The organism is Streptomyces fructofermentans, assembly GCF_014651055.1.
Classification (GTDB): domain Bacteria; phylum Actinomycetota; class Actinomycetes; order Streptomycetales; family Streptomycetaceae; genus Streptomyces; species Streptomyces fructofermentans.
The window spans coordinates 72,885-87,024 of the sequence record NZ_BMWD01000006.1; the positions used below are offsets into that span (position 1 = coordinate 72,885).

Consider the following 14,140-nt stretch of genomic DNA (forward strand, 5'->3'; position numbering starts at 1 on the left):
CGCGCCCCAAGGGGACTCCTGCGGGGGGTCGACCGGCGGTCATCCGCCCGGCGCGGGCCGGGGTGTCGGCGGGGTGCGCGGGGTCAATCCGCGGGAAGGGTCCGCGGACCCGCGGGCCGGCCCCGGTGGGCGGCCCATTCCCGGGACAGCACCGACATCCGGACGGCGTCGATCCACTCACCCTCGTGCAGCAGGGTCTCGCGCTCGACGCCCTCCGCGACGAAGCCCGCGTTCTCGTAGGCGCGCCGGGCCCGCGGGTTGAAGGCGAACACCCAGAGCGCCACGCGGTGCATCCGCAGCCGCTCGAAGGCGTACCCGACGATCAGCCGGGTGGCGTCGGTGCCGAGGCCCCGGTCCCGGCCGCGCGGGCCGAGGAGGATTCGGAACGTACAGCTTCGGTTTGGCTCGTCCCACTCCATCAGCACCGCCTCGCCCACCAGTTCGCCGCTCGCCCGGTCGACGACACCGAGGTCGAGCCGGTCGTCCTGCTCGCTGCGGGTGGCGTACCAGGCATGCAGCCGTTCCGGGTCGAAGTCCGTGACCGGGCTGCCGGTGAGCCGCAGCACCTCGGGGTCCGCGAGGATCTCGGCCATCACCGGGACGTCGTCCTCGGAGAACGGCCGCAGGAGGGCCTTCTCCCCGGTGAGGACGGGTTTCACGGAGAAGTCGCAGCCGGGCGCGGCAGGAGGCGTACGAGGGCTCATCCGGGCATCCTCGGAGTCCGGCCGGTGCCGGGGCAATCGAATATCGGGAGTCGGAATGCCCCGCCCGCCCCGGCGCGTCCGCCGCGCACCCGCTCCGCGAAGCCCCGGCGCACCTGCCCCTGCGGACCCGCCGCGCGAAGCCCCCCGCACGGCGGACGTGCGGGGGGCCGGTGGTCTGGCCGGTCGCGGGTTCAGCCCTCTCTGCGGCCTCTGTTGCCGGGGCGGGAGGCGACCCAGGCCCGGACCGTGTCCGCGTACCAGTAGGGCTTGCCGCTCTCCACGTGGTCGGGCGGGGGGAGCAGCCCGTGCTTGCGGTAGGACCGCACCGTGTCCGGCTGCACCTTGATGTGCGCCGCGATCTCCTTGTACGACCAGAGCCTTCGGTCGGTCATGCGTGGCACCTCCCTGCACGCGCCGCAGCGGCGGCCGGGGGACGGCCGTCGGGGGAGCCGGGCGCTGCGCCGGCGATCACAAAGCCTGCGACGGGTGAACGACACCGCGCGATCATGCGGTAGCGGCTGTCGCCCGGGTGTGACGCAAGACCCGCGTATGCGCGACATGCGTGACAGGAATGAGGTCTTTGTGACACGAGTGACGCATTACGGCACGGCGGGGGGCGCGCGACGGCGCCCGCCGCCGTGCCGGAACGCTCCGAGACGAGCCGTCTACGCCCCGCACGACCTCAGGAACGAACGGGTGCGTTGGGCGATCGGGAACGGCTTGTCCGGCGGGCACGGGTACATGTCCTGCTCGACGATGGCGAACAGCTCCACGTCCAGCTTCTGCGCCGCCGCGAGCACCGGTTCCAGCGCCGGTACGCCCGACGGCGGTTCGCACATCACCCCGCGGGCCACCGCGGGCCCGAACGGGACCGCGTTCGCCCGGACGTCGGCGAGGATCTCCGGGTCCACCTGCTTGAGGTGCAGATAGCCGATCCGCTCCCCGTACGTCTCGATGAGCTTGACGTTGTCGCCGCCGCAGTAGGCGTAGTGGCCCGTGTCCAGGCACAGCGACACGAGCGACGGGTCCGTGCCGTCGAGGAAGCGCGTCACGTTCTCCTCGCTGTCGATGTGCGTGTCCGCGTGCGGATGGACGACGATCTTCAGCCCGTACCGCTCGCGCACCTCGCGCCCGAGCCGCTCCGTCTGCTTCGTCAGGTGGTGCCACTGCTCGGGCGTGAGCGTGTCGGGCTCCAGCACCTCGCCGGTCTTGTCGTCGCGCCAGAAGGACGGAATGACGACGAGGTGCTCGGCGCCCATCGCCCGGGTGAGCGCGGCGATGTCGGACACGTGCGCCCAGGTGGCGTCCCACACGTCCGGGCCCCGGTGCAGTCCGGTGAAGACGGTGCCGGCCGAGACGCGCAGGTTGCGGCGCGCGGTCTCGTCCGCGAGAACGGCCGGTTCGGTCGGCAGATAGCCGTACGGGCCCAGCTCGATCCACTCGTACCCGGACTCCGCGACCTCGTCGAGGAAGCGCTGCCATGGGACCTGCCGGGGGTCGTCGGGGAACCACACGCCCCAGGAGTCGGGAGCCGAACCGACCCGGATGCGCGACAGTGAGGGCTGCGGCGATGACTGAGGTGACAACGGCGTCATGGGCGTCAGCTTCGGGGTGTCCGGGGAAGGGTGTCAAGGGCTGGTCCGAATGTCCGGACAACCAATTGACAGGGCTCTGGAAACGCGGCTAGATCTGAGGGCAGCCGATGCGAAGGGAACCCGATGGCCGGCTCCGCGGAGCGCAGTGCGTACGACCGCGTCACCGCGGTGCGGGCCGGTGCGGGCCCGTGTCCGCCGTGGACCCGGGGCCCCCGCGAGCGGGTCGTGCCCGGCGGCCGGCGCCCCCGGACGGCGGTCGGGCCATGAGGGCGGGCAGCGTCGGCGGAGCCCGCGGCGAAGGCGGCGAGAGCGGCGGAAGCGGTGTGGGCGGCGGAGGCGGCGCGGGGCGCGCGCGGCCGGGGCCCGACACCGCCCTGCCGCGCGTCGACATCGGCGAACTCGTCCGCGTCCGGGCCAGGCACCCCGAGGCCGTCGCGGAGGCGGCCGCCCGGCGGCCGCGCAGGGCCCTCCTCGGCGAGTCCGGCCGACTGATGATCGTCGCGGCCGACCACCCGGCCCGCGGGGTGCTCGCGGTGGGTGACCGCCGGCTCGCCATGGCCGACCGCGTCGACCTGCTCGAACGCCTCTGCCTGGCCCTCTCCCGGCCCGGGGTCGACGGCGTGCTGGCGACCGCCGACGTCCTCGACGACCTGCTTCTCCTCGGCGCGCTGGACCGCAAGGTGGTCATGGGCTCGCTGAACCGGGGCGGACTCGCGGGCGCGGCGTGGGAGGCGGACGACCGGTTCACCGGGCACCGGCCCTGCGACCTCGAACGGTCCCGTTTCGACGCGGGCAAACTGCTGCTGCGGATCGACTACGAGGACCCCGGCTCGCTCACCACGCTGGAGACGGCCGCCCGGGTCGTGGACGACATGGCCGGGCGCCGGCTGCCCGTCTTCGTCGAGCCGTTCCTGAGCCGCCGCACCCCGCGCGGGGACCTCCGCAACGACCTGGGCGCCGAAGCGGTCACCACGTCGATCGCCGTCGCGAGCGGGCTGGGCGGCACGTCGGCGTACACCTGGCTGAAGGTCCCCGTCACGGAGAACCCCGACGACATGGCCCGTGTCATGGAGACCTCCACGCTGCCGGCCGTACTGCTGGGCGGCGATGTCGGCGACGACCAGGACGGCGCGTACGAGAAGTGGCGCGGCGCGCTGCGGCTGCCCACGGTCCGGGGCCTGGTGGTGGGCCGTTCGCTGCTCCATCCGGCCGACGGCGACGTCGCCGCCGCGGTCGACACCGCCGTGGGACTGCTGTGAGGCCGCCGTCGTGACCGGGCGGCCGCCGTACGCCTTCGGAGGTGCCGCCGCGCGCGGCGAGGGCACCCGTCCCGGGCGGACGGAGCACGGCGGTTGCACCGAGCCCGCAGAGGGGAATAAAGAGGACAAACTTCATGAACTCCCGGGCAGGGGGGACGTGTTCGCGGGAGCCGCCGGCCTCGCGCGCGCCTCCCGCGACGCCCGGGAACCGATCGCCTCCGGCGCGGGAGGCCGCTTCGCCCTGGCAGGAGCGAAGTGCGGGCGACGACTCCCCGCCCGCTACGGCCCCGCGCCGGAGGTACCCGCCGCGACCCGTGGGACGGCACCCCCGCGAACCGTGCGCGCGGCCCGTCGAACCACCGACTCCCTTGCGGGGAGCGGCGGTTCGCACCCGGAACGGGCCGCGGGCGCTCGTCGACCGGCACGTCGCCCGCCCACGGCCGCGGCACCCCCGGGCGCACGGGCCCGCGCGCCCGGGGGTGCCGTGCCGACCCGTTCGGGCGGCCCGCGGGCGAGCCGGGCCCGATCCGAGGCTCCGGGGCCGACCGCCCGAACGGATCGGCCCGGCAGCGCGTATTCCCTTCGCGCGAGGGCGGATCCGACGCCCCCGCCGAGGTCCGCACCGGCGGGACCGGTCGCGCCCCCGACGGACGGGCGCGGCAGGACCGCCGCCCGGCCCGGACCCGTCCCGTCCCGCGCGGACGTACGGGCCCGGCGGGGGCGGAGGGCCGCGGACCTGCTTCCACCCGGAGCGGACGGAGGGCTACCGATGACAGAGGCGACGCCGACGACGAGGCTGACGGTCGCGCAGGCACTGGTGCGGTTCCTCGCCGTCCAGTACACGGAACGCGACGGAGTGCGGCGCCGCCTGATCGACGCCACCTGGGGCATCCTCGGCCACGGCAACGTCGCCGGGATCGGCCAGGCGCTCGTCGAGTACGCGGCCGTCCCCGAGGAGGAGGGGCCTCCCGGCAGGCCCGTGATGCCCTATCACCAGGGCCGCAACGAGCAGGCGATGGTGCACGCGGCCGTCGGCTACGCACGCCAGTGCGACCGCCTCTCCGTGCAGGCCGTCACGACGTCCGTCGGCCCCGGCGCCACCAACCTCGTCACCGGCGCCGCCCTCGCCACGATCAACCACCTGCCGGTGCTGCTCCTGCCGGGCGACACCTTCGCGACCCGCCCCGCCGACCCGGTCCTCCAGCAGCTCGAAGTCCCGTACGCGGGCGATGTGTCGGTCAACGACTGCCTGCGGCCCGTGTCGCGGTACTTCGACCGGATCACCCGCCCCGAGGCGCTGGTCCCGGCCGCCCTGGAGGCGATGCGCGTCCTCACCGACCCGGTGGCCACCGGCGCCGTGACGCTCGCGCTGCCGCAGGACGTGCAGGCGGAGGCGTTCGACTGGCCGGCCGCGTTCTTCCGCGAGCGCGTCTGGCGGGTCCGCCGCCCGGCGGCCGACCCCGGGGAACTGGCCGCCGCCGCGGACGCCGTACGGGCCGCCCGGCGCCCCCTGGTCGTCGCGGGCGGCGGGGTGCACCACAGCGGGGCCGAGGACGCGCTGAGGGAGTTCGCCGACCTGACCCGCATCCCGGTGGCCTCGACGCAGGCGGGCAAGGGCTCGCTCGACTGGGACCACCCGGCGGACGTCGGCGGCATCGGGCACACCGGCACCGCCACCGCCTGCGAGCTGGGCCGCACCGCCGACCTGGTGATCGGCGTGGGCACCCGCTACACCGACTTCACCACCGCGTCCGGCACCCTCTTCGCGGCCCCGGACGTCCGCTTCCTGAACATCAACATCGCGCCGTTCGACGGCCACAAGCTCGCCGGCCTGCCGCTCGTCGCCGACGCGCGCACGGCGCTGGAGGCGCTCACCCGGGCCCTCGCGCCGCACGGCCACCGTGCCGAGCCCTCGTACGTCACCGAGTACACGGACGACAAGGAGCGCTGGGAGTACCGCGTCGACGCGGCCTACGAGGTGCAGGACCCGGACGTCCGGCCCACCCAGCCCCAGGTGCTCGGCCTGCTCGACGAGATCGTCACCGCCGACGACATCCTCGTCAACGCGGCCGGCTCCCTCCCCGGTGACCTGCACAAACTCTGGCGCGCCCGGTCCCGGGACCAGTACCACGTCGAGTACGGGTACTCCTGCATGGGCTACGAGATCCCGGCCGCCGTCGGTGTGGGGCTCGCCGCGCCCGGCCGGCCCGTCTGGGCGCTGGTCGGCGACGGCACGTACCTGATGATGCCGACCGAGATCGTCACCGCCGTGCAGGAGGGCGTCCCGATCAAGGTCGTCGTCCTGCAGAACCACGGGTACGCCTCCATCGGCGGGCTCTCGGAGAGCGTGGGCGGCGAACGGTTCGGCACCGCCTACCGCCACCGCTCCGGGGACGGCACCTTCGACGGGCGGCCCCTGCCGGTCGACCTGGCCGCCAACGCGGCCAGCCTCGGCATGCGGGTGCTGCGCGCGAAGACCGTCCGCGACCTGCGGGCGGCCCTGGCCGAGGCCCGGGCCGCCGACACTCCCACATGTGTCTACGTGGAGACCGAAACGGCAGACACAGTGTCGGGCGCGCCTCCGGCGCAAGCCTGGTGGGATGTTCCTGTGGCCGAGACCGCGACCCGACCGTCGGCGGTCAAGGCTCGCGAAGAGTACGACCGGCACGTCTCCACCCGGCGCCGCCATCTGTGAAGGAGTTCTTGGGCATGACGAAGATCGTCAACCACTGGATCGGCGGCAAGGCCGTCGAGGGCGCGTCGGGCTCGTACGGGCCGGTCACCGACCCCGCGACCGGCGCCGTCACCACGAAGGTCGCCTTCGCGAGCGTCGACGAGGTCGACGCCGCGGTCGCCGCCGCCAAGGAGGCCTACGCGACCTGGGGCCAGTCCTCGCTCGCCAGGCGCTCCACGGTCCTCTTCGCGTTCCGCGCGCTGCTCGACGCCCGTCGCGACGAGATCGCCGAGCTGATCACCGCCGAGCACGGCAAGGTCCACTCCGACGCGCTCGGCGAGGTCGCGCGCGGCCTGGAGATCGTCGACCTGGCGTGCGGCATCACCGTGCAGCTCAAGGGCGAGCTGTCCACCGAGGTGGCCTCCCGCGTCGACGTGGCCTCGATCCGCCAGCCGCTCGGTGTCGTGGCCGGCATCACGCCGTTCAACTTCCCTGCCATGGTGCCGATGTGGATGTTCCCGCTGGCCATCGCGTGCGGCAACACCTTCGTGCTCAAGCCGAGCGAGAAGGACCCGTCTGCGGCCCTCAGGCTCGCGGAGCTGCTCGCCGAGGCGGGCCTCCCGGACGGCGTGTTCAACGTCGTCAACGGTGACAAGGTCGCCGTCGACCGCCTCCTGGAGCACCCGGACGTCAAGGCGGTCTCCTTCGTCGGCTCGACCCCGATCGCCCGGTACATCCACACCACGGCGTCCGCCAACGGCAAGCGCGTACAGGCGCTCGGCGGCGCGAAGAACCACATGCTGGTCCTGCCGGACGCCGACCTGGACGCGGCGGCGGACGCGGCCGTGTCCGCCGCCTACGGTTCGGCCGGCGAGCGCTGCATGGCCATCTCGGCCGTCGTCGCGGTCGGTTCGATCGGCGACGAGCTGGTGGAGAGGATCCGCGAGCGCGCCGAGAAGATCAGGATCGGGCCCGGCAGCGACCCGGCCTCGGAGATGGGCCCGCTGATCACGGCCGCCCACCGCGACAAGGTCGCCTCGTACGTGACGGGCGCCGCCGCCCAGGGCTCCGAGGTCGTCCTCGACGGCACCGGCCACACGGTCGAGGGCCACGAGGAGGGCCACTGGATCGGGATCTCGCTGCTGGACCGTGTGCCGGTGACGGCGGACGCGTACAAGGACGAGATCTTCGGCCCGGTGCTGTGCGTGCTGCGCGTCGACACCTACGAGGAGGGCGTGGCGCTGATCAACGCGTCCCCCTTCGGCAACGGCACCGCGATCTTCACCCGGGACGGCGGCGCGGCCCGCCGCTTCCAGTTGGAGATCGAGGCGGGCATGGTCGGCGTGAACGTGCCGATCCCGGTCCCGGTGGGCTATCACTCGTTCGGCGGCTGGAAGGACTCCCTCTTCGGGGACCACCACATCTACGGGAACGACGGCACGCACTTCTACACCCGCGGCAAGGTCGTCACGACCCGCTGGCCGGACCCGTCGGAGGCCCCGACGGGCGTCGACCTCGGCTTCCCGCGCAACTCCTGAACACCCCCTCTCGATGCCCGTTGGCCTGCTGTTTCCCGGTCAGCGGGCATCGTCGGTCCGCTCGGAGTCCGCATGATCTTGGAGCGGGGCACTGAACGCGCCGTCGATGGCCTTCCGCGTCTTGTCCTCCGAGTCGGGGAACAGGTGGCTGTACACGTTCAGGGTCATCGCCGCGTTCGTGTGGCCGAGCCGTTCGCACACGACCTTGACCGACTCGCCTGCAGCGATCAGGAGCGAGGCGTAGGTGTGGCGCAGCTGGTGCATGGTCACCGAGGGGAGGCCGGCCAGCTTTCGGGCGGGCCGCCATGAGCTGTCCATGAGTCGCGTGGACACCACGGCGCCGCCCTTGGGGTCCTGGAACAGGAAATCGTCCGCCCCTGCCGGGAAGTCCCGGAGGTGGGCCACCAGGGCGTGCAGGACGACGTCAGGCAGCGGGATGACCCGCTCCGACTCCTTGGTCTTCGGTGGGCAGACCCGCGTCCCTCCGCCCTTGGTCTGCTGCACCTGCTGTTCGACGTGCAGCTGCCGCTTGAAGAAGTCGACGTGCCGCACCTGGAGGCCGAACAGCTCGCCCGGCCGCAGGCCCGTACCGGCGCCGAGGATGACAAGCGCCCGGTACCGGTCCGGCATCGCCGCGGCGAGAGCCTGCACCTGGTCAACGGTGAGCGGCACGACCCTTCGGCGCGGCACCTCGGGGAGGTCGACGTCTGTGCACGGCGAGACGGCGATGACCCGGTCGGCGACCGCGGCCCGGAACACGGCGCGGATCGTGTTGAACGTCGTCCGCACGGTCGACGCCCGTAGGCCACTCTTCTCCAGTCCCGTCACCCAGCTCTGGACGTCGCTGCGCCGGATGCGTGCGAGCGGCTTGTCGCCGAATGCCGGGTAGGCGTGCACGCGCAGGTGCTGCTCCGCCTTCACCTGTGTCGTGGGCCGGTGAGGCTTCGCCAGCCGCCACTGCTCCCCGTAGGCACGGAAGGTGACTCGGCCGGCCTGCGGGTCGACGTACTGCCCTGTGAGGACGGACGCGCTGACCTCGTCCAGCCACCGCTGCGCGTCGACCTTGCGGGGGAAGTGGCGGGCGTGTTCCTTGCCCGCGTCGTCGCGGTACCGAGCACGCCACTTACCGTTCGGGCGCTTCGCGATGTTCGCCATCGTCGCCTTCCTCCTGTTGGAGATGCTGGAGCGCGGTCGTTAGCTGGTGGATCGACGACTCGATGCCGTTGATGCGGTCCGCCCTGTCCTTGGCCGGCGGGAGGTGGATGCGTCCCTGCTCGGCCTCGGGCATCTCGCCCTGGTACTGGATGGCGTTCGATCCGGGCAGGGGCCAGTGGCCGCGGATCCAGCCGCGTGTGTGCTCTACCTCGTTCGTGCGCTCCGGGGTGACCTGGTAGGGGTCTCCGTCCGCATCGATCGGCAGGAGCAGGTGCACGGGCGCGACGTTCAGGACGACCGACAGCGCCAGCCACTCGGTCAGCGTCAGGTTCTGCCGGTTGCCGTTCTCTAGCTTGGCAACCGTGCTGCGCTCCCACGGAATGCCCTGCTCGGCGAGCCGTTCGGCCACCTGCTCGGCCGTCAGGCCTCGCCGCTTTCTGGCTTCGCGGACACGCTTCGCGACGGTGGCCGTGGGGGACCACGCTTCGTTGTGTTCCATGAGAGCACACTAACGGGAACTTGCGGAACGCGCAACAACCGGGCACACTCGGGGCCAACGGGCGATCATTGCCCGCTAGTGTTCTTTCAGAGAACGCTTGTGAACCATGAGCGCACAGGAGTGACGATGGATAGGCGACCGCTTGCCACGGTGCCCCAGCTCGCCGAGCACTACGGCGTCTCGGAAAGCACGGTGCGGGACTGGCACCTTCGGCAGGTCGAGATCGGCCCGCTGATGTTCCGCGTAGGGAAGTACCTGCGGGCCCGGTGGGCCGACGTGGACGCGCACGACGCGCAGAAGCTCGAGGGCGCGGCGGCATGAGCAGAAACACGAACGCCCCCACCGAAGTGAGGGCGCCGCACGACCCACTGGCCCGCGAGTCGAGAACCAGCCTACCGGCCCTACAGGGCGCCCTGTGGCTCGTTCGCCACGGCTTTCCCGCCTTCCCCGCCGACAGCCCCGCTACGCCCCGCTGCGCGGGCCTGCACAAGACGTGCGACGGATCCCGGGGGAAGCATCCGGCCGTCGCCTTCACCCGGGCCTGGACGCTCGACGAGCGCAAGGTCCACGAGACGTTCGCCCGCGGACTGCGGAACCCCGCCGTGGCCGTTGGCGCTTGCTCGGGTCCTGACGGGACGCGGCTCGTCGTCGTCGACAGCGACCGCCCTGGGGCCATTGAAGACGTAGCAAGCGCCCGCGGCGAGCAGTGGCCGCCCACCATGCGCGTCTGGACCGCCAAGGGCCACCACGACTACCTGTGGGCGCCCGCGGCTCTCCGGCTGGGCAACGGACTCGGGACGCTGCAGGGCCAGTTCGACGGCGACGTCCGGGCGGGCAACGCCTACGTGATCGGCCCGGGGGCGCTGCATGCGTCCGGCGTCCTGTACGAGCTGGACGACCCCGAGCGTCCGCCCGTCCTGGCCCCGTCCTGGCTGCTCGATGCGCTCGTCACGAAGCCGACGTTCGCGGCCCGTAGGACGCGGTGGAGGGACGCGTCCCGTCCGGCGTCCTCGGGCGTCCGTGGCCTGGTCGCGTTCGTCCTCGACTCCCGCCCCGGGGACCGCAACAACCGCCTGTTCTGGGCAGCGTGCCGCGCCGCCGAGGACGCACAGGACGGCCGCGAGGACGCACAGGACGCCCTACTCGCCGCGGCCGTCCAAGCAGGCCTCAGCGAGCGCGAGGCGTCCGCCACCATCCGATCCGCGTACAACCGCACGGGAGCCACCGCATGAACGACCAGGACGCCCAGGACGCGGCAGGACGCGAGGGCGGACCCTCGCCGACCGGGCGTCCCTGGCCCGTCCTCGGCGAGGACGCTTTCCACGGGCTCCCCGGGCGCATCGTCCGAACCATCGAGCCGCACACCGAAGCGGACCCCGCCGCGATGCTGTTCACCCTGTACGCCGCAGCTGGCGCGTACATCGGGCGCAAGCCCCACATGTTCGCCGGCGCCGAGGAGCACGGCGCCCGTATCTGGCCGCTCATCATCGGCCGCACCGCGGGCGGCGTGAAGGGCACCTCATGGGCAGAGATCCGGCGCGTGATGCGAGCAGCCGACCACGATTTCATGCAGGGGAAGGTCGTGGGCGGCCTCTCCTCCGCCGAGGGGCTGATCTATGCGGTGCGGGACGGTGGGGACCCCGACGACGAGCAGGAGGAAGGGTTCGACCCCGGCGTGAAGGACAAGCGGCTGCTGGTCGTCGAGACGGAGTTCGCCTCCGTCCTCGCCCAGGGCAAGCGGGAGGGCAATACCCTGCTGCCGCTCATCAGGCAGGCGTGGGACGGCGGCACGCTGCGCACCATGACGATCCGGCCCCGTGTCGCTACGGACCCGCACGTCGTCATCATCGGCCACATCACGCCGACCGAGCTCCGGGTGCGGCTGTCCGAGGCCGAGCGCGCGGGCGGCACGATGAACCGCTTCCTGCCCGTCATGTCGAAGCGGTCCAAGCTGCTGCCCGACGGCGGCCATCTGGAGGAGGCGACCGTAAAGGCGCTCGGCGCCGAGCTGGCCGCCGTCCTCGACAAGGCCAAGGACATTGGCCGGATGTCCCGCGGAGTCGACGCCCACAAGGCGTGGGTGACGCTCTACACCCGTCTCGCGTCCGACCATGCAGGGGACGGGCGGGTTGCTCAAGTCGTCGCCCGTGCCGCTCCGCAGGTGCTGCGGCTGTCCGTCATGGCGGCCCTGCTCGACGGCGCCGACTACATCGACCTGCCCCACATGCAGGCGGCTGAGGCGATGTGGGACTACATCGAAGACTCCGCCTGGTACGTCTTCAGCGAGGGCACCGGAGACACCGACCTCGACCGGCTGAAGCTGTTCGTCGACGCGGCTGGCCCCGAGGGCGTCACCCGCACCGCAGTGGCCAACGAGTGCTTCGGCAAGAACAAGACGGGCGACCAGATCGACGCCGTGTGGTCCCGGCTCCTCACCCTCGATGGTTACGAAGAGTGGTCGACCCCGACCAAGGGGAGGCCCGTCAAGAGGATGCGACGGACTAAGCCGGTTTAACGGAAAAAGCAGGTCACAGCCCTGACTTATGGGGGGACTTAATCCGGGCGACGGAGAAAGGGTCAGGTAAGACACCCCCGCTGACCTGCTTAATCCGTAAATCCGGCTTACTCCGTACCTCCCCACCACCTCACCGAAGGGACTACGCACCGTGAGCACGCCGCCCACCACCGGACAGCTCCTCGTCGACGCCGTCTCCGCCCTCGGAGTCACGCGTAGGCGCCTGCTCGCCGTCGCCCTCACCGAACGGCGCGACAGGCATGTCGCGTTCGGCGACCCCGTCACCGCCGAGTTCTTCAACGCCCTCGCCGTCCTCGTCGCCGACGTCACCGACGGCGAGAACCGCGTACTGCGCCGCACGGAGAACGACCTCAACGCCCCGCCCAGCGCGTGACCGTGGCATCCTGACGACAGCTCAACCCTCCTGGTACCTCCGGGCGCCGGGGAACCCGTGGCATCATGGTCATGTCCGCACGGACGACGCAGAACGGCAGGGCGAAACCCACCGGGACGCGTGACGCGAGGCCCGTTCCACCGGCGCCCGGCAGGTCGACCACCACCGGGCAGAGATGCCGCTGTTGAGCCCTACGGCCACGCTCCACGCACAACACCCCTTGTGGAGACAGCCCATGTTCCTCACCGACGAACTCACCCAGCGCCGTGCCGCCCTGTGGGGCGAGCAGAAGCGCATGCTCGACACCGCCGAGGCCGCCCAGCGCGACCTCACTCCCGCCGAGGATGCCGAGTACCGCGCCCTCGGCGAGCGCATCGAGAACATCGACGCCCGGCTCACCGACCTCAGCGACCAGGCCAAGCGCACCAACGCGGTCACGGGCGCGTTCGCGCGCCTCGGGGGAGGCGTCCGCCGCACCCAGGCCGAGACCGAACTCGCCGACGACTTCCGCTCGATGATCCTGGAGAACAACCCGCGGCCCATCACCGTGCAGTGGGAGAACGCCCGCTCCGCCTACCAGCCCGGCCTGGAAGCCCGTGACCTCGTCACCACGTCCCCGGCCAACATGAGCCCCGTGTCGTTCTACGGCCAGCTGGTAGAGCACATGGTGGAGAACAGCGCCGTCCTCCGCGCCGGCGCCACCCTGCTCACCACCAGCTCGGGCGAGACCCTGCGGGTACCGCGCACGACCGCGCTGTCCACGGCCGCGATCGTCGCCGAGGCCGGCACCATCCCCGACTCCGACCCGACTCTGTCGTCCGTCGCCCTCGGGGCGTACAAGTACGGGTTCAAAGTCCAGGTGTCCACCGAGATGGTGCAGGACTCCGGCGTCGACCTGCCCGGCTACCTCGCCCGCGAGGCAGGGCAGGCCATCGGGCTCGGACTCGGCAACCACCTCATCAACGGCACCGGCAGCGGCCAGCCCCGGGGCGTCCTCCTGGACGCCACAGCGGGCGCCACCGGCCCGACCGGCACGGCCACCAGCTTCGGTGCGCAGGGCACGGCAGGGCAGGGAACAGACCTGCTGTACGACCTGTTCGGCTCCCTCGCTGAGCCCTACGTGGTGCAGCCCGGCACGGGCTGGGTACTGCGCAACGCCACGCTCACCGCGATCAGGAAGCTGAAGACCGGCACCGCGGGTGAGATCGTCGGTGGGGAGTTCGTCGGGTCCGGCCCGGCCGGCGCATCGGGCGAGATGATCGGCAAGCCCGCGTTCGTCGACCCGTTCGTGCCCGCCATGGCCGCCAACGCCAAGAGCGTGCTGTTCGGCGACTGGTCCCGCTACTTCGTCCGCATGGTCAACGGCATCCGCTTCGAGCGGTCCGACGAGTTCGCGTTCGACCAGGACCTCGTCACGTTCCGCGCGCTGCTCCGCGCGGACGCTGCGCTCATCGACAGCACGGGCGCGATCAAGTACTTCGCGCACTCCGCGACCTGACCCGACGACACCCGAGCGCCCCGGCCGGATCACCCGAGCCGGGGCGCTCGCACGTGCGGGGGGAGAGCGGAGCCATTCTTTGAGGGCAGGACCGGGCGACCCAAACGCCCTTGTCGCCCGATTTTTTGCGCGGCGATTTTGAAAGATCAGTCCGCGCGAACTCGGTTCGAGTGAATTAGCGATCGTCACCCTGTGTGACGCCCCGGGTAGAGGGGGCTCGCTGCTATTTCGCCTGAACCTGGTTCGAGCCGAATAGCGGAGGGCCCCTCTACCGGACCGTCCTCGGTAGAGGGGCCCCTCTACCCCGGT

13 protein-coding genes are annotated in these 14,140 nt (G+C 72.0%); 8 read left to right on the forward strand and 5 right to left on the reverse strand.

Annotated elements, in window-relative coordinates; genetic code table 11:
• Positions 1 to 83 precede the first annotated feature (83 nt).
• The 3 genes from IE265_RS10605 to IE265_RS10615 form a co-directional block, all read right to left on the reverse strand.
• The gene (locus IE265_RS10605; RefSeq protein WP_190035197.1) at positions 84 to 704 is read right to left on the reverse strand and encodes a GNAT family N-acetyltransferase; all 621 of its coding nucleotides are present in this window, start codon (positions 702 to 704) and stop codon (positions 84 to 86) included.
• A 191-nt stretch (positions 705 to 895) separates the two neighbouring features.
• The gene (locus IE265_RS10610) at positions 896 to 1,096 is read right to left on the reverse strand and encodes a helix-turn-helix transcriptional regulator (protein ID WP_190035198.1); all 201 of its coding nucleotides are present in this window, start codon (positions 1,094 to 1,096) and stop codon (positions 896 to 898) included.
• Between the two features lie 273 nt (positions 1,097 to 1,369).
• Positions 1,370 to 2,299: a sugar phosphate isomerase/epimerase family protein gene (locus IE265_RS10615; protein WP_190035199.1), complete on the reverse strand. Its 930-nt coding sequence runs from the start codon at positions 2,297 to 2,299 to the stop codon at positions 1,370 to 1,372.
• A 374-nt stretch (positions 2,300 to 2,673) separates the two neighbouring features.
• Here IE265_RS10615 and IE265_RS10620 point away from each other — a divergent pair, with 374 nt between their 5' ends.
• From IE265_RS10620 to mmsA, 3 genes are all read left to right on the forward strand, one after another.
• The gene (locus IE265_RS10620; RefSeq protein WP_435843707.1) at positions 2,674 to 3,558 is read left to right on the forward strand and encodes a Cgl0159 family (beta/alpha)8-fold protein; all 885 of its coding nucleotides are present in this window, start codon (positions 2,674 to 2,676) and stop codon (positions 3,556 to 3,558) included.
• 769 nt (positions 3,559 to 4,327) lie between these two features.
• Positions 4,328 to 6,253, forward strand: coding sequence for a 3D-(3,5/4)-trihydroxycyclohexane-1,2-dione acylhydrolase (decyclizing) (iolD, locus tag IE265_RS10625; protein ID WP_190035200.1), 1,926 nt, complete (start codon positions 4,328 to 4,330; stop codon positions 6,251 to 6,253).
• Between the two features lie 14 nt (positions 6,254 to 6,267).
• Positions 6,268 to 7,770 (forward strand): CoA-acylating methylmalonate-semialdehyde dehydrogenase, encoded by a 1,503-nt coding sequence (mmsA, locus tag IE265_RS10630; protein ID WP_190035201.1) that lies wholly within the window; start codon positions 6,268 to 6,270, stop codon positions 7,768 to 7,770.
• A gap of 39 nt (positions 7,771 to 7,809) precedes the next feature.
• On the opposite strand, the gene IE265_RS10635 is transcribed toward mmsA, so the two are convergent.
• Together IE265_RS10635 and IE265_RS10640 are read right to left on the reverse strand one after the other, a co-directional pair.
• Positions 7,810 to 8,925 carry a tyrosine-type recombinase/integrase gene (locus IE265_RS10635; RefSeq protein ID WP_190035202.1) on the reverse strand — a complete coding sequence of 372 codons (1,116 nt, stop codon included), beginning with the start codon at positions 8,923 to 8,925 and terminating at the stop codon, positions 7,810 to 7,812.
• Positions 8,894 to 9,424: a helix-turn-helix domain-containing protein gene (locus IE265_RS10640; protein ID WP_190035203.1), complete on the reverse strand. Its 531-nt coding sequence runs from the start codon at positions 9,422 to 9,424 to the stop codon at positions 8,894 to 8,896. Before IE265_RS10640 ends, IE265_RS10635 begins: the two co-directional genes overlap by 32 nt.
• A 126-nt stretch (positions 9,425 to 9,550) precedes the next feature.
• Between IE265_RS10640 and IE265_RS10645 the strand changes: the two genes are divergently transcribed.
• The 5 genes from IE265_RS10645 to IE265_RS10665 all read left to right on the forward strand — a co-directional run bounded on the left by IE265_RS10645 (position 9,551) and on the right by IE265_RS10665 (position 13,831).
• Positions 9,551 to 9,745 (forward strand): helix-turn-helix domain-containing protein, encoded by a 195-nt coding sequence (locus IE265_RS10645; RefSeq protein WP_190035204.1) that lies wholly within the window; start codon positions 9,551 to 9,553, stop codon positions 9,743 to 9,745.
• Complete coding sequence (locus IE265_RS10650) at positions 9,742 to 10,656, forward strand: bifunctional DNA primase/polymerase (RefSeq protein ID WP_190035205.1); 915 nt, start codon at positions 9,742 to 9,744, stop codon at positions 10,654 to 10,656. The genes IE265_RS10645 and IE265_RS10650 overlap by 4 nt, the downstream gene beginning before the upstream one ends.
• Positions 10,653 to 11,939, forward strand: coding sequence for a YfjI family protein (locus IE265_RS10655; RefSeq protein WP_190035206.1), 1,287 nt, complete (start codon positions 10,653 to 10,655; stop codon positions 11,937 to 11,939). Before IE265_RS10650 ends, IE265_RS10655 begins: the two co-directional genes overlap by 4 nt.
• 151 nt (positions 11,940 to 12,090) lie before the next feature.
• Complete coding sequence (locus tag IE265_RS10660; protein ID WP_190035207.1) at positions 12,091 to 12,333, forward strand: hypothetical protein; 243 nt, start codon at positions 12,091 to 12,093, stop codon at positions 12,331 to 12,333.
• Positions 12,334 to 12,568: 235 nt separating this feature from the next.
• Positions 12,569 to 13,831, forward strand: a complete 1,263-nt coding sequence (locus tag IE265_RS10665) for a phage major capsid protein (protein WP_190035208.1) — start codon at positions 12,569 to 12,571, stop codon at positions 13,829 to 13,831.
• The last annotated feature ends 309 nt before the right edge of the window (positions 13,832 to 14,140 follow it).

What these genes read in the sequence shown, in the direction of transcription:
- IE265_RS10605 (WP_190035197.1), bottom strand. Translation starts at nt 704, where the DNA reads ATGAGCCCTCGTACGCCTCCTGCCGCGCCCGGCTGCGACTTCTCCGTG.
- IE265_RS10610 (WP_190035198.1), bottom strand. Translation starts at nt 1,096, where the DNA reads ATGACCGACCGAAGGCTCTGGTCGTACAAGGAGATCGCGGCGCACATC.
- IE265_RS10615 (WP_190035199.1), bottom strand. Translation starts at nt 2,299, where the DNA reads ATGACGCCGTTGTCACCTCAGTCATCGCCGCAGCCCTCACTGTCGCGC.
- iolD (WP_190035200.1), top strand. Translation starts at nt 4,328, where the DNA reads ATGACAGAGGCGACGCCGACGACGAGGCTGACGGTCGCGCAGGCACTG.
- mmsA (WP_190035201.1), top strand. Translation starts at nt 6,268, where the DNA reads ATGACGAAGATCGTCAACCACTGGATCGGCGGCAAGGCCGTCGAGGGC.
- IE265_RS10635 (WP_190035202.1), bottom strand. Translation starts at nt 8,925, where the DNA reads ATGGCGAACATCGCGAAGCGCCCGAACGGTAAGTGGCGTGCTCGGTAC.
- IE265_RS10640 (WP_190035203.1), bottom strand. Translation starts at nt 9,424, where the DNA reads ATGGAACACAACGAAGCGTGGTCCCCCACGGCCACCGTCGCGAAGCGT.
- IE265_RS10645 (WP_190035204.1), top strand. Translation starts at nt 9,551, where the DNA reads ATGGATAGGCGACCGCTTGCCACGGTGCCCCAGCTCGCCGAGCACTAC.
- IE265_RS10650 (WP_190035205.1), top strand. Translation starts at nt 9,742, where the DNA reads ATGAGCAGAAACACGAACGCCCCCACCGAAGTGAGGGCGCCGCACGAC.
- IE265_RS10655 (WP_190035206.1), top strand. Translation starts at nt 10,653, where the DNA reads ATGAACGACCAGGACGCCCAGGACGCGGCAGGACGCGAGGGCGGACCC.
- IE265_RS10665 (WP_190035208.1), top strand. Translation starts at nt 12,569, where the DNA reads ATGTTCCTCACCGACGAACTCACCCAGCGCCGTGCCGCCCTGTGGGGC.